Below are 15,423 nucleotides of genomic sequence, written 5' to 3'. Positions count from 1 at the left end.
AATGAAAAGAATAACATTACAACTTTTTGTAACTGTAGCTTGTTTGATGTTTACCAGAGTCGTCGCTCAGGAGGAGATCAACCTTCAGGTCTCTTCTATTGATCCTTCACTTTTGAATAATGCCAATGCCGTAGTAAGATCAGAAACCATAGAAATACAAATAGGGTCGATTAAATCTATAAATGTTAGAACCAAAAGAATTGTTACTGTTCTTAATAAAGATGGTAGAAAATATGCTGATTCATATGAGTTTTACGATCCCTATACCAAAATTAAAAAGTTAGAAGCAACAATTCTTGATGAAACAGGTAAAGAAATAAAAAAATACAAGAAGAAAGATTTTATCGATAGAAGTGTATATGATGGAATATCATTAATGAATGATAATCGTATGCAATTCTATAACTATACCCCGATCAATTATCCCTACACCGTTGTATTTGAAAGCGAAGTCGAAAGTTCCACAACAGCGTTTATAAGACCTTGGGAACCCATTCGTGCATATAGGTTAAGTGTTGAGAAGTCTTCATATAACATTGTAAACCAAACGGGAACGAAATTACGCTATAAAGAATTCAATTTTAAAGGTTATGATATAGAAGGCCAGGTAGAAAATGAAAAAACGGTATATGAAATTTCAGATATCAAAGCAAAACTACCAGAAGTGAATAGTCCTTCAAAAGACAACTTGTTACCCAAAGTAAGAGTGGCATTAAATAACTTTTCATTGGCCAACGTCGAGGGTTACGGTATGGACTGGAAGACATTTGGCAAATGGCAATATGATAAATTGATCGAAGGTAGAGATAAGTTGCCCTCTGAAACCATTGCAGAAGTAAATACACTTGTATCAAAAGCAAATACAGACAAAGAAAAAGCAAAATTAATCTACGAGTATGTTCAGGGAAAAACAAGATACATTAGTGTACAGTTGGGCATAGGAGGTTGGATGCCTTTTTTGGCAGAAGATGTAGACAGGTTAGGATATGGAGATTGTAAAGCTCTTACAAATTATACAAAAGCTCTATTAGATAGTCAGGGAATAACGTCATATTATACCGTTGTTTATGGCGATGAAAAGCGTGATGTTGATGCTGAGTTTGCTGCAATGGAGGGGAATCATGTTATTCTAAATATTCCAAATGAAGATGAAGATATTTGGTTAGAATGTACCAGCCAAACGTTGCCGTTTAATTTTATTGGTGATTTTACTGATGATAGAAATGTCTTAGTCGTTAAGCCGGATGGAGGAGAAATAAAAAGGACAAAGAAGTATACTCCAGAGGAGAATTTACTTACCAGCAAAGCTATCGTGAATATTCATCCAGATAACTCTATGTATGCCTCTCTAGAGAGAGTTTCAGAAGGTTTAGAGTACAATTGGAAATATGGGATACAGTTTATGTCCCAAAAAGATCAGAAGCTTCATTATAAAGAAGTGTGGGATTATATTAATGGTTTAGAAGTGAGTAAAATAGAGTTGAATAATGATAAGGATAAGATCAACTTTACTGAAAAGTTAGAAGTTTCATGCAGTTCTTACGGGAAAAAAATTGGGAGTCGATTGTTGATTACTCCCAACGTATTCAATTGTGATCAGTCAAATTTCCCAAAGTATGAAAATAGACAGACCGAATTGGTAATTACTAAAGGCTACATTAATAAAGATGAATATATTCTCAATATCCCTAACGGATATACATTAGGAAAAATTCCAGAGAAAAAGGAATTGAAAACAGAGTTCGGTGCGTACTCATACCAGTTAGAAAAAATAACCGATAGCCAAATCAAATTCACACGTTTCTTAAAAATACTTGATGGTACGTTTCCTAAAGAAAAGTATGAAGAATACCGAAACTTTAGATCTTCAATAAAAAAAATCGATAAATCAAGAATAGTGCTAAATAAACAATAAGCCAATACAATAAATGATGACAACAGCAATGATGAAAAATACAAAGAGGTTATTCATAGGAATCACTTTGTTATTTGCCACTTTTTCTTTTGGTCAGGAAGCTGAATATGGAGAAATTTCAAAAGAAGAGCTATTAGAAGCTTCGTACCCGTTAGATAGTTCTGCTAATGCAGCTGTATTATTTGAGAAAAGAAAAATATATTATGATTATGATCCTGAAAAAGGATTTATTCTTAAAACTGAGGTGCATAAAAGAATAAAGTTGTACAATAAAGAGGGCTTTGAGCAGGCTACCGAAGAAGTATTATTGTTTCAAACCAATGGAAGAGTTGAAAAAATATCTGGTCTTGAAGGGAGTACATATTCACTGGTGGGGGGTGAAATTGTAACAACAAGCCTGAAGAAAGATGGAATTTTTAAAACAGAAATATCAGATTACGTAAAAAAAACATCGTTTACAATGCCAGCATTAACTGAAGGTTCTGTTGTAGAATACAGATATAAAATAGCTTCACCGTACTCTCAAAGTATAGAGAGGATTATGCTGCAGTATGAAATTCCGATCAAAAAAATAAAGATTGCTTTGGCAATTCCAGAGTATTACACATTTAGAAAAAGAACAGTTGGTTTTTTGCCAATTAATCTCAAGGAGTCTACAGATCGGCAAAACGATTTTATCTATGGTAACAGAATAGATTATAAAATAACGAAGTATGACATTAATGCAAATATGGTTCCTGCATTTAAAATAGAACCTTACTCAGGGAACTATCAAAATTATATTTCAGCAGTAAGTTTTGAACTACAGTCAACGCAATTTCCATACAGTACTATAACTAATTATGCAAGTACATGGGGAGGTATTGCAAGAGGTGCATTCAAGAATTCTAAATTTGGTGGTGCAATGACCACAAATAAATACTTCAAGAAAGATATAGATGCATTAATTTCAGGAGTATCTAATCCCATGGAAAAAATGACCCTTATTTACGATTATGTAAAGGAAAAAATGACATGGAATGAAGTAAGTGTTATTATGCCGGGTAAAAACATGAAAAAGGTATATGAAGAAAGAGTGGGTAATTCGGCAGAAATTAATTTGATGTTAATAGCAATGCTAAAGTATGCCAAGGTTAATGTAAAGCCGATTTTGGTAACCACTGGAGAACGACCATTATCTCTTTTTCCAACTGTCCAGGGCTTAGATTATGTGGTGGCCAGGGTTCGCATAAACGACAATGAATATATTTTGGATGCAACCGATGAATATGGACAACCCAATGTTTTGCCAGATAGAGTGGTACATGGTCTCGGGAGATTAATTTCTGAACGCGGTGATTCTGAAATGATGTTTTTTAGACCAAAGAAATTATCTCGGATGCAACATCTCGTTTCTTGCGAAATGGATCAGGAAGGGAACGTAACAGGAAACCGAAGAGCTAGATATACGTTCTATGGAGCGCACGATTTTAGAGTGGAAAATGGAACTAAAAAAGAGCAAGAGAATATTGATCGATTAAAAGAGCATTACGGGTTAGAGAATATTACTGAATATAAGGTTGATAACATGGATAATTTGGGACAACCAATATTAGAAAGTTTTGCCTTTGAAACTTCTGATGAGGTTGAAGTTATTGAAGATGAAATGTTTTTTTCTCCGATGTTATTTCTTAGAGGTAAAGAAAATATTTTTAAATCTGAAGAGCGAAAATATCCCATTGATCTTCGATATGGTTTTTCTAATAATTATTCTGTTACCATTAAAATTCCTGAGGGATATACAGTGGCAGAAAAACCGGAAGATGTAGGGCTTAAGCTTCCAGAAAACATGGGTAGTTTTGTTTTTAGATCGAATATTTCAGGAAATATGATTCAACTTTCTGTTAATGAAACTTTTAGTGCGCCTTTAATTACAGAGCAATATTATATGGCCTTAAAAACATTTTATGGAAAACTAGTTGAAAAACAAAGTGATCAGATAGTTTTGAAAAAAATATAAGACTTGAGGTTTAAAATTGAATAAAAAAGTGCATTTTTAAAGTAAGTATAGCATTTCACCGAAAAACTATAAAGCATGAGGGGCAAAAAAAAAGTTATTATTGGGTTATTGTTGCTAGGATCTATAACCAGTTTCTCACAAGAGTATAAATTTGGAAAGGTCTCTAAGCAGGAACTTGAAGAAACATCATATCCTAATGATGGTTCTGCAGAAGCAGCCGTACTTTATGAAAATAAGAAGGTTTACATAGAGTATTTTAAATCACAAGGCTTTCGATTGGTTACCGATGTACAAAAAAGGATAAAACTTTATAATAAAAATGGGTTTAAGTATGCTACCGACAAAGTTTTTCTATATAAAAAAGGAGGAGGTGTAGAAAAAATCAGCGCTCTAAAAGGGGCCACATTTAATCTTGAAAAGGGAAGTGTAAAAGAAGCTAAGTTAAAAAGTAGTGGCATTTTTGAAAATGAGTATTCTGAGAATTATAATGAGGTTACTTTTACAATGCCAGCTCTTAAAGAGGGCTCTGTAATAGAGTATAAATATAAGATACTGTCTCCTTTCTTTTTCAATGTAGATAAAATTGCCTTGCAATATGAAATTCCGATTAAAAAGATTGAGGTAAGTTTTGAGTCGCCTGAATATTTTAATTTTAAAAAATTTACTTCAGGGTATTTATCGGTAAATCTCAACCAATCAAAAAGAAATAATAGAATAGTATTTAATTCTGCGGGAAGCAAAGTGGTAGATGCTTATGGTAGAAGGTCTTTAGGAAATAGTAATGCGAGTACTTCAACATGGAATTATACAATTAATAAAAATACAATTACTTCGGTAGATGTTCCTGCGTTTAAGGTAGAAGCATTTTCAGGTAATATAGAAAATTACATTTCATCAATTAGTTATGAGTTATCATCTGTAAAACTTCCTAACGAGCCTATTAAATTTTATGCAACTACTTGGGAAGATGTGGCTAAAACCGTGTACTCAAGTGATAACTTTGGTGAAGAATTAAAAAAGACTAAATACTTTAAACAGGATATCGATGAGCTTTTGAATGGAGTTACTCGAGCAGACGAAAAGGTTAAAAGTATTTATGAATATGTTAAAGGAAAAATGACATGGAATGAAAAGTTTTCGGTCTATTCATATGATGGTCTTAAGAAAGCCTATAATGAGGGTGTCGGTAATTCTGCAGACATAAATCTTATGCTTACAGCGATGCTCGATTATGCAGGATTGAACGCGCTTCCTGTATTGGTGAGTTCTAGTGATAAAATGACTCCTTTGTTTCCAACAATAGAAGGTTTTGATTATGTGATTACCCAGGTAAAGTTGCCTGATGGTAAATCTATATACCTTGATGCTACAGATAAAGTGGGAAGTTTTAATGTTCTTCCAAATAGAGTGATATTGGGTATTGGTAGAGCCATTGAGGAAGATGGTGCTTCTGAAGAAGTAGACTTGAGACCTGCAAAAACTAGTGCGACTAGATGTATGATTCAATGCGAAATTAATGATGAAGGAGCTATTAGTGGTAGCTTTAGTGGTAACTATTCAGATTACAATGCTCACGCTTTTAGCTCAAAAAATAATGGGAAAGAGAATAGCGCCAAGCAGGAAGTTTCAAAAAAGAAATTTGGAATCTCAAATATGTCAAACTATGCTGTAGTTGAGAAAAAAAGTGTTGGTAGCAATGTAACCGAAAAATTTAATTTTACACTTGAAGATCAATTAGAAGTGATAGAAGACGAAATATTCTTTTCACCTTTATTATTTTTGAAAAGAAAAGAAAATAAGCTTAAGTCTGAAGAACGAAAATATCCGGTAGATTTTGGCTTCGGTTATGCCAATGTGTATATCCTAAATATCAAAGTGCCGGAGAATTATCAGGTAAGTGAATTACCAAAACCTAAGGCTTTTTCTTTACCAGAAAATTTAGGTTCTTTTTCTTATAACTCAACAGTTTCTGGAAATACTATACAGATCATGGTAAATGAAACTATTAGTTCACCTGTAGTAGCTTCAAAATATTACAAGGCATTAAAGCAATTTTTTGGTTTAATGGTTGAAAAAGAGAACGAACAAGTAGTTCTTAAAAAAATATAATAATGAATATTCAAAATGCACAGAAAGCGGTAGATGATTGGATACAAAATCATGGAGTGCGATATTTTAATGAGTTAACCAATATGGCCCAGCTTACTGAAGAAGTTGGAGAAGTGGCTAGAATAATAGCTAGGCGTTATGGGGAACAAAGTGAAAAAGAAAGCGATAAAAATAAAGATTTAGGAGAGGAGTTGGCAGATGTTCTATTTGTTGTACTTTGTCTTGCAAATCAAACGGGCGTAGATTTGCAGGAGGCTTTTTATAAAAAGTTAGATATCAAGACAAAAAGGGATCATGATCGTCACCATAATAATGAAAAATTGAAATAATGCTCTCTAAAATACTTACCTCAAGACGATATTGGTCCACCGTTGCATTTATAGGTTTGGGCTTTGTTGTCGTCATTAGTGTGATAGAACACCTTAGACAATACGGTGGAGTTTCCTGGAGTTCCTTTTTAGAAGATTATATTCATAATGGAAAATGGGTTAGGTATATCTTGTCCAGATTAATTGGTGGGCTGCTTTACGGAATGATTATGGGATATTATTTTGAATTAAGAAAACAAAGATCGAAACGATAAAAATGCATTTGAAATTAGACCACACCTTAGAAATAAAAAATAATACGCTTCAAATAACCGGTTCTAAAAGTGAAACAAACCGTTTGTTGATTTTGCAGGCGTTATATCCAAATATTGAAATTAATAATGTATCCAATAGTGATGATTCAAGCCTTATGCAAAAGGCGTTGGCTAGTGATGATACCCTGGTAGATATTCATCATGCTGGAACAGCAATGCGCTTTTTAACTGCTTTCTTTGCTGTTAAAGAAGGTCGAGAAACTGTTTTAACTGGTAGTAAAAGGATGCAAGAAAGGCCTATTCAAATTCTGGTTGAAGCACTCGGGCAATTGGGTTGTGAGATAAATTATGAGAAGGAAATTGGATATCCTCCAATTAAAATTGTAGGAAAAAAACCAATAATCAATAAAGTAGAGTTGAAAGCAAACGTAAGTAGTCAATATATATCGGCTTTAATGCTCATTGCACCTTCATTGCCAGATGGTTTAATAATTTCTCTTGAAGGAAAGGTAACTTCGGTACCTTATATAAAAATGACCTTGAGTTTATTAAAGGATATTGGGGTTAAAGGGAAGTTTGAAAACAACTTAATTACAATTTATCCAGCAAATGATATAGAAAATAATACGCTAATCGTTGAATCTGATTGGAGCTCCGCTTCATATTTTTACAGTATTGTAGCTATGTCTGCAAATGCAGAAATTACTATAGGAAGTTATAAAAAAAATAGCTACCAAGGGGATTCTGCGCTAGCAGAAATCTATAAGCACTTTGGGGTAGAAACTACATTTACAGAACACTCTATTACCTTGAAAAAGGTATCTAATATAGTGCAACTACCCAATGGGCTAGATCTTTCAAATTCTCCAGACATAGCTCAAACAATTGCAGTAACTTGTTTTGGACTAGGGGTAGGTTGTTACTTAACTGGGCTGCATACCCTTAAAATTAAAGAAACGGATAGGTTGGAGGCTTTAAAAGCCGAGATTGAAAAATTAGGCGGACAGGTAGAAATAACCGATGATACTTTAAAGCTGAGTCCCGCGCACACGATTAAAGAAAATATTTCTATAGCAACCTATAATGATCATAGAATGGCAATGGCATTTGCGCCCTTGGCTTTGAAAACTTCGTTAACTATAGAAGACGCAGGAGTAGTTTCAAAATCGTATCCAGATTTTTGGGAAGATTTAAAAAAGTTAGGTTTTAAATTGGTGTAGCCTGTTTATCAAATACTTGTTTTTATCTATTTAATTTACCTACAATGGTAAAAAAGAATGATTGATATTTAAACGGGAATACTAAAATATATTGAGATTTACTTGACAACCCCTGTCGCGAGATTGTATATTTGCACCTTCAAAAAATAAATACGAATGAAGTTATCACATTTCAATTTTAACCTTCCACAAGATTTGTTGGCAGAGTATCCAGCAGAAAATAGAGATGAATCTCGCCTAATGGTTCTCAATAGAAAAGAGCAGACTATTGAACACAAACATTTCAAGGATCTTATAGATTATTTTGAGCCAAACGATGTTATGGTGCTTAATAATACTAAAGTTTTTCCTGCCAGACTTTATGGGAACAAAGAAAAAACTGGAGCTAGAATTGAGGTATTTCTACTTCGTGAGTTGAATTCAGAAACTCGTCTTTGGGATGTTTTGGTAGATCCAGCAAGAAAGATTCGTATCGGTAACAAATTATATTTTGGTGATGATGAGAGTTTGGTGGCAGAGGTAATAGACAATACTACATCTAGAGGACGTACATTGCGTTTTCTTTATGATGGTTCTTACGATGAGTTCAGACAAAAACTTACCGATTTAGGAGAAACTCCGCTTCCAAAGTATATCAAAAGAGATACTGAGCCAGAAGATGAAGAAAGATATCAAACTATATATGCTAAAAATGAAGGAGCAGTAGCAGCACCAACTGCAGGGCTTCACTTTTCTAAGCACCTTATGAAACGTTTAGAAATAAAGGGTGTAGATTTTGCTGAAATTACACTTCACGTTGGTTTAGGTACTTTTAACCCTGTAGAGGTAGAAGATTTATCTAAGCATAAAATGGATAGTGAGGAAGCTTACATCACTGCTCAGGCAACCAATACTATTAATACTGGTATTCAAAATAAGAAGAAAATTTGTGCTGTAGGAACTACAGTGATGAGAGCGCTTGAGAGTTCTGTGTCTTCTGAAAAAACTTTAAATGAATTTAGAGGCTGGACAAATAAATTTATTTTCCCTCCTTATGATTTTAGTATTGCGAATTGTATGATTACTAACTTCCATACACCAAAATCAACGTTGTTAATGATGGTATCAGCTTTTGCTGGTCATGATTTTATTAAAGAAGCATACGAACAAGCCGTAAAAGAGAAATATAAGTTCTACTCTTATGGAGATGCCATGTTAATTATCTAATTAATACACGTGAGAAAATTATCAAAAACCCCGTTTACACCATGTTTAGGCGGGATTTTTTTATATATTCCTAAAAATTAACGTTTTAAACCTTTTTTTTGATAAAAAAATATTATTTTCGCATCCGAAAATTTTACGGTTAAACCGTAAGAGAATGTGTGTTTTGTCGATGAATATTGTTTTTTGTCGAAAATAATAAAGAGATTACTGAAGATAAGGGTACTTTTCATAGAATTGGACCGTTTTTTGTAACCTGTTTAAAAAACATGAACTTAAACCTAAACAAATAATGATGAAAAAAGTATTGTGTTACCTAACATTTATTACTACTGTATGCACTTTTGCCCAAACCAAAGTGGGTGCAGTTCGTTTTAACGACACAGACAAGTTCGGAGAAACCGAATTAATGCTAAACGGTGCTGGGGAGAGAGAAAAATTATACGCGATTGGATTATATCTTGATTTTGAGGTAAGTGGACCAGAAGATGGTGTAATGGTTTCAGAGAAAGATGAGGCAATGGCAATTACTATTAAAGCCACTACAACACTGAATCATAAAGAGCTTGAGCAGTTAATTAGGGGAGGATTAGAAGTTGCTACCAACGGTAATAGTTTTAAGCATGAGGAAGATATTCGAAAGTTTATCGGTTTGCTTCCGCATGAAGTGAAAAAATTTGATATTATTAGAATTCTTCACAGTAAGGGAGGTAAACTTTCTATTTACAAGAATAGAACCATATTAGGGACGATGACTAGTAAAGATTTTAAAGCCTCATTGTTTAAAATATGGTTAGGAGAAAATCCAGTAGATTATGACCTTAAAGAAAATCTACTTGCCGCCTATAAACCTAACCCTGTACTTGGTAAGTGGAGAATGATAGATAAAGAATCTGGAGTAGCACTTAGTATTGTTCAAGTATATATCATAGATGGTAAGGTATTTGGTACTATCGAGAAAATGATGAGAGAATCTGAAAGAGATGACGTTTGCTTTAAATGTTCTGGAGAAGATAAAAACAAGAAAATTGAAGGAATGACTATTTTGAAAGGACTTCAGTTTAGAGGAGATACTTATGAAGGAGGAACATATACAAATGTTTGGAATGGGGAAGTATCAGATTGTGAAATATGGACCGAGGAAGATAAAAGAGATGTGCTTTATGTAAAGTATAAAGGCGGTGGAGGTATTCACGAATGGAGAAGAATAAAGGAACCTAAGAAATAATAAGGTTTACCTACTATAAAGAAATAATCAAAGAACCCTTAATGTTAAGTTAAGGGTTCTTTGATTATTCTGGTTTTTGAGGTTTTAAAATAGAATATCTTTTTACTTTTGCAAAAGTATGAATGTGATGAAGAAAGACATAAGAGCGCTTACCAAAGAACAGTTACGTTTGTTTTTTGAGGAAAGAGGTGATAAAGCGTTTAGAGGCAATCAGGTTTATGAATGGTTGTGGCATAAAGGAGCGCATAGCTTTGAGGATATGACCAATATTTCTAAACCCACTCGTCAAATGCTTGAAGAGAATTTTGTGATCAATCATATTCATGTAGATCAAATGCAAAGAAGTGCAGATGGTACCATAAAGAATGCTGTTAGACTTCATGACGGGTTGGTGGTAGAATCTGTTCTTATTCCAACGCCAACAAGAACGACTGCTTGTGTATCGTCTCAGGTAGGATGTAGTTTAGATTGTAAATTTTGCGCCACTGCACGACTTAAAAGAATGCGGAACCTTAATCCAGATGAAATTTATGATCAAGTAGTTGCTATCGATAGAGAAAGTAAATTATATCATAATAGACCACTCTCTAATATTGTATTTATGGGAATGGGTGAGCCTTTAATGAATTATAATAATGTTATTAAGGCAATAGATAAAATTACATCACCTGAAGGATTGGGAATGTCTCCAAAAAGAATAACAGTCTCTACTTCGGGAGTGCCTAAGATGATCAAGAAAATGGCAGATGATGAAGTAAGGTTTAAACTTGCAGTGTCTTTACATTCTGCTATAGATGAGGTACGTACTTCAATTATGCCTTTTAATACAACATTTCCTTTGTCTGATCTTCGCGAAGCACTTGAATATTGGTACGAAAAAACAAAAAGCAGAATCACCTATGAGTACGTAGTTTGGGATGGTATTAATGATACAAAGGAAGATATAAATGCTTTGGTAAAATTTTGTTCTTATGTGCCATGTAAGGTAAATCTAATTGAGTACAATCCTATTGATGATGGAGAGTTTCAACAAGCATCAAGTAAAGCAATAGATACTTATATCTCAATATTAGAAAGCAAAGGGATAGTTGTAAATGTGCGAAGAAGTAGAGGAAAAGATATCGATGCCGCTTGTGGACAATTAGCGAATAAGTCATGATTTGTCTTAATTCCTCATATAAGCTGTTTACAACAAACATTTTATGCTATCTTCGTACCAAATTAGTAATTTGAATTAATTTCTGTATTGAAAGTTGTAGAGCAAATAAAACTTCCTATTATTGATGAAATGGAACTTTTTGAACAAAAGTTTTCAGAATCAATGTCTTCTAAAGTTGCTCTACTCAATAGAATTACCCATTACATTGTTAATAGAAAAGGAAAACAAATGCGACCTATGTTTGTTTTTCTGGTGGCCAAAATGGTTTCAGGAGGAGAGGCGAATGAAAGAACTTATCGAGGAGCGTCTGTCATAGAACTAATACATACTGCTACACTGGTTCATGATGATGTGGTTGATGATTCTAATAGAAGAAGAGGTTTTTTTTCTATCAATGCGTTGTGGAAAAATAAGATAGCAGTTTTGGTGGGTGATTATTTACTCTCCAAAGGTTTATTACTGTCTATCGATTATGGTGATTTTGATTTACTCAAAATTATCTCGGTAGCTGTTCGAGAAATGAGTGAAGGAGAGCTTCTTCAGATCGAAAAAGCTAGAAACCTGGATATAACTGAGGAAATCTACTACGAGATTATCCGTCAGAAAACAGCAACATTAATTGCTGCATGTTGTGGTCTAGGGGCATGTTCTGTGGCTCCAGAAACAGATGATGTAGAGAAAATGAGAAAATTTGGAGAGCTTATAGGTATGGCTTTCCAAATAAAAGATGACCTCTTTGATTATGGTGATACAGCCATAGGAAAACCTACAGGAATTGATATCAAAGAACAAAAAATGACACTCCCCCTTATCTATACCTTAAATCATTGTTCTCGAGAAAAAAAGAAATGGCTCATTAATTCGGTGAAGAACCATAATAAAGATAAAAAAAGAGTCAAAGAGGTTATAGATTTTGTGAAAAGTAGCGGCGGCTTAGAATATGCAATCAAAGTAATGCATCAATTTAAAGACGAAGCACTTGCAATTTTATCACAATACCCCGAATCTAACTACAGATCTTCTTTAGAACTTATGGTTGATTATGTAATCGACAGAAAAAAATAAAATTATTTTTGTTTTTAAGTTATTGCTAATCAATTTTTTAGTTTTTTTTTTGATAGGAAATTTGAAGAAAAATTAAATCACCAGACAACCATTTTTATTTTTATTACGTCTATGTAGATAGAAGGTTAATTTAAATTGATTTTTCCCATTGAAAGTTATTCAATTTTATAAAAGCGAAACACAACTCATAAAGAAGGCGGCTAAACAGCATCGCGAGGCTCAGCATGAATTGTACACCAGGTACTCGCCAAAGATGTTGAGTGTTTGTCGACAGTATATTGGCGATATCCATTTTGCTGAAGAGGTAATGTTGAGTGGTTTTTTAAAAGTGTTCTTGAATATAAAGAAATTTAAGTTTGAAGGCAGTTTTGAAGGCTGGATTAGAAGAATTATGGTGAATGAATCAATTTCCTTTTTAAGAAAAGAAAAGCAAATCTTTTTTACTGAAGAAATTAAGGTATATACAGAAAACTCTTGGAATAATATTAATACTGAGTTAGAAGTAGAAGAAATACAGGGACTCATTGATAGTCTCCCAGAAGGATATAGAATGGTGTTTGTATTATATGCTGTAGAAGGGTACAAACATAGCGAGATAGCTAAAATGTTAGGAATTTCAGAAAACACTTCGAAATCACAATTATTTAAAGCTAGAAAAATGCTACAGCACAAGCTTAACGAACAAAATAAAATAAGTAATGGCTCCATTGAAATTTGAAGAAAAGGCGAAGGAAGAGCTTGATAGACGAGAGCTCAAGCCTTCAGACAGTGCATGGGAGCGCTTAGCATCCCAATTAGAAAATAATAGTCCTCAAAAAAAAGGTAATAGAATGCTTTGGTATAGTGTTGCTGCTGTGTTTATAGGAGTGGTAGTACTTACTTCAGTATTCTTGAAAGGAAATAGTGTAACCGATGAAGTGCATCCCCAATTTGTAGATCGTACCGAAGATTTTGTTGAGAAAGAGGATGATAAAGATGCGATTAAAAATGAAAAAGAAAATGTTGAAATCGTTGGGGGTAGAGAAGAAACCCAGAGTCAAAATGGAATAAACGTGGTAGCAGCTAATGATGTCGTAGAAAGCGAACAAAAAGATATTAAAAAGAAGCCAGTTTCTGACCAGAACATAACTACAGAATATAACGAGGTAGATCGAATTGTAAATGCTAATGTGAATGATATTGTGGTTAATGTTGAAGCGCAAAAGGTTCCAGATACGTTGAAGCAAGAAGAAGTACTATCAGTAGATGCAAACATGATTAATGAGAAGATAGCAGACGTAGTAGCACAGGTAGAGCAATTACAAAAGAATAATACCGAGGTATCAGAAGAAGAAATCGATAAATTACTGCGCAATGCGCAACGAGAGATTACTTCACAAAATATATTAAAAACAAATACGGTAAGCGCATCAGCATTATTGCAGGATGTAGAAAATGAGTTAGACGAAACTTTTAAACATCGAGTTTTTGAAGCACTTAAAACAGGCTTTCAAAAGGTGAGAACTGCCGTAGCTGAACGCGAAAATTAAAATCATTCATCAATCAGATTCTGTTCCCTCCTTCTCCTAGAAGGAGGAAGGACAGGATGTCAAAAATCAAAAATTAAATGAAAACATTAATTACAATTGTCACTTTTGTGGCCATGGCATTTTTTGTCCAAATCTTAAGTGCTCAAGAAGCAAATGAAGAAGGTAAAATAGCTAAATTAAAAGCCGAAAAAGAACGCGTTATTGAAACTGAGAAAGAAGCTCTTAAACAAGAAGTAGAGGCTATCAATGAACGATTGGCTAATAATGAAATCACAATAGAAGAAGCTCAGAAACTAAAAGAAGAAGCAGCAAAATTACATGCCCTAAATATTGAAAACAGATTGGCAATTATAGACAACAAAGTAGCACTATTAGAGCGTAATGGTATAGAAAATGTAAATACAGAATTGGGTAATCTTTTTATCGGCTTAAGTACAGAAGAAGATAATGCTGATGTTCTTTTGGGGATTAAAATTAATACCGGTAACGAAAGGAAAATAAAATATGATAAAAGAACAACATCCAACTTGGTATTAGCTTTTGGTCTTAATAACGCTATAGTAGATGGTCAATCTTTAGATGATTCTGATTATAAAATTGCAGGTAGTCGATTTTTTGAATTAGGATGGGCCTGGAAAACCAGAGTTTTCAAGAACTCCAACTTCTTAAGACTTAGGTATGGTATTTCTTATACGTCTAATGGTTTAAAGCCTACAGATAATAGGTATTTTGTGCAAAACGGAAATCAAACTACATTAGAAGAATTTAGAGTTGAATTGGATAAGTCGAAATTTAGAATGGATAATTTAGTAATACCTGTACATTTTGAATTTGGACCTTCAAAAGTGGTTCAAACAGAAAAGAGTATTCGTTATTACACCGATAGAAAATTTAGAATTGGTCTAGGAGGATATGTTGGGGCTAATATAAGTACGCGTCAAAAATTGAAATATAAAGAAAATGGAGATCGCATAAAAGATAAGATAAAAAGGGATTATAATACGAGTGATTTGGTGTATGGTTTGAGTTCTTATATTGGTTTTGGAGATGCTACTTTATACCTAAAATATGATGTGTCTCCTATATTTAAAGATGCAGAGATTGAACAAAATAATGTGTCATTAGGATTACGTTTTGACCTTTAATCGATAAATTGACTAGATAAACTACTCACGTCAGTATTTCAAGACAAAATGATATTTGAGAAAATGAATTAAAGTGTTAATTAGTAGTACGTTAATTCCCTGTTTAAAAAGAGTAACATTTTAATGTTGCTCTTTTGGTTTTTTGGCGCTGTAAGAATTGTATTCTATCACTTGTATTTACGGGTATGCCTGTTATCCCATTAAGTCAATAGTATAATAGGTTTAAAATAAGATTGTTAAATATTTCACTAAAATTACCATTCTGTTA

Annotated in this window: 13 protein-coding genes; all 13 read left to right on the top strand. The window is 33.4% G+C overall.

What is annotated here, in order from left to right; translation table 11 throughout:
* Position 1 precedes the first annotated feature (1 nt).
* Positions 2 to 1,915: a DUF3857 domain-containing protein gene (locus M0D21_RS11810; protein WP_248329714.1), complete on the top strand. Its 1,914-nt coding sequence runs from the start codon at positions 2 to 4 to the stop codon at positions 1,913 to 1,915.
* 13 nt (positions 1,916 to 1,928) lie between these two features.
* Complete coding sequence (locus M0D21_RS11805; RefSeq protein ID WP_248329712.1) at positions 1,929 to 3,914, top strand: DUF3857 and transglutaminase domain-containing protein; 1,986 nt, start codon at positions 1,929 to 1,931, stop codon at positions 3,912 to 3,914.
* A gap of 75 nt (positions 3,915 to 3,989) precedes the next feature.
* The gene (locus M0D21_RS11800; RefSeq protein WP_248329710.1) at positions 3,990 to 6,023 is read left to right on the top strand and encodes a DUF3857 domain-containing protein; all 2,034 of its coding nucleotides are present in this window, start codon (positions 3,990 to 3,992) and stop codon (positions 6,021 to 6,023) included.
* 2 nt (positions 6,024 to 6,025) lie between these two features.
* A complete protein-coding gene (locus M0D21_RS11795; protein WP_248329708.1) occupies positions 6,026 to 6,352 on the top strand; it encodes a nucleotide pyrophosphohydrolase in 327 nt (108 codons plus the stop codon).
* Positions 6,352 to 6,606, top strand: a complete 255-nt coding sequence (locus M0D21_RS11790; protein ID WP_248329706.1) for a hypothetical protein — start codon at positions 6,352 to 6,354, stop codon at positions 6,604 to 6,606. Before M0D21_RS11795 ends, M0D21_RS11790 begins: the two co-directional genes overlap by 1 nt.
* 2 nt (positions 6,607 to 6,608) lie before the next feature.
* A complete protein-coding gene (locus tag M0D21_RS11785) occupies positions 6,609 to 7,826 on the top strand; it encodes a 3-phosphoshikimate 1-carboxyvinyltransferase (protein WP_248329704.1) in 1,218 nt (405 codons plus the stop codon).
* A 156-nt stretch (positions 7,827 to 7,982) separates the two neighbouring features.
* Positions 7,983 to 9,032 carry a tRNA preQ1(34) S-adenosylmethionine ribosyltransferase-isomerase QueA gene (queA, locus tag M0D21_RS11780; RefSeq protein ID WP_248329702.1) on the top strand — a complete coding sequence of 350 codons (1,050 nt, stop codon included), beginning with the start codon at positions 7,983 to 7,985 and terminating at the stop codon, positions 9,030 to 9,032.
* A 289-nt stretch (positions 9,033 to 9,321) separates the two neighbouring features.
* Positions 9,322 to 10,257, top strand: a complete 936-nt coding sequence (locus M0D21_RS11775) for a chalcone isomerase family protein (RefSeq protein ID WP_248329700.1) — start codon at positions 9,322 to 9,324, stop codon at positions 10,255 to 10,257.
* A gap of 118 nt (positions 10,258 to 10,375) precedes the next feature.
* Positions 10,376 to 11,416, top strand: coding sequence for a 23S rRNA (adenine(2503)-C(2))-methyltransferase RlmN (gene rlmN / locus M0D21_RS11770; RefSeq protein ID WP_248329698.1), 1,041 nt, complete (start codon positions 10,376 to 10,378; stop codon positions 11,414 to 11,416).
* Positions 11,417 to 11,503: 87 nt separating this feature from the next.
* Positions 11,504 to 12,481: a polyprenyl synthetase family protein gene (locus tag M0D21_RS11765; RefSeq protein WP_248329696.1), complete on the top strand. Its 978-nt coding sequence runs from the start codon at positions 11,504 to 11,506 to the stop codon at positions 12,479 to 12,481.
* Positions 12,482 to 12,629: 148 nt separating this feature from the next.
* Positions 12,630 to 13,199 carry an RNA polymerase sigma factor gene (locus tag M0D21_RS11760; protein WP_248329694.1) on the top strand — a complete coding sequence of 190 codons (570 nt, stop codon included), beginning with the start codon at positions 12,630 to 12,632 and terminating at the stop codon, positions 13,197 to 13,199.
* A complete protein-coding gene (locus M0D21_RS11755; protein WP_248329692.1) occupies positions 13,180 to 14,010 on the top strand; it encodes a hypothetical protein in 831 nt (276 codons plus the stop codon). Before M0D21_RS11760 ends, M0D21_RS11755 begins: the two co-directional genes overlap by 20 nt.
* Before the next feature lie 77 nt (positions 14,011 to 14,087).
* On the top strand, positions 14,088 to 15,155 hold the full coding sequence (locus M0D21_RS11750) for a hypothetical protein (RefSeq protein WP_248329690.1): 1,068 nt from the start codon (positions 14,088 to 14,090) through the stop codon (positions 15,153 to 15,155).
* Positions 15,156 to 15,423 lie beyond the last annotated feature (268 nt).

Source organism: Aquimarina acroporae (assembly GCF_023195925.1).
Lineage (GTDB): Bacteria > Bacteroidota > Bacteroidia > Flavobacteriales > Flavobacteriaceae > Aquimarina > Aquimarina acroporae.
Note: the sequence above shows the minus strand (reverse complement) of the source record. Positions and strands in the feature narration are given on the sequence as shown.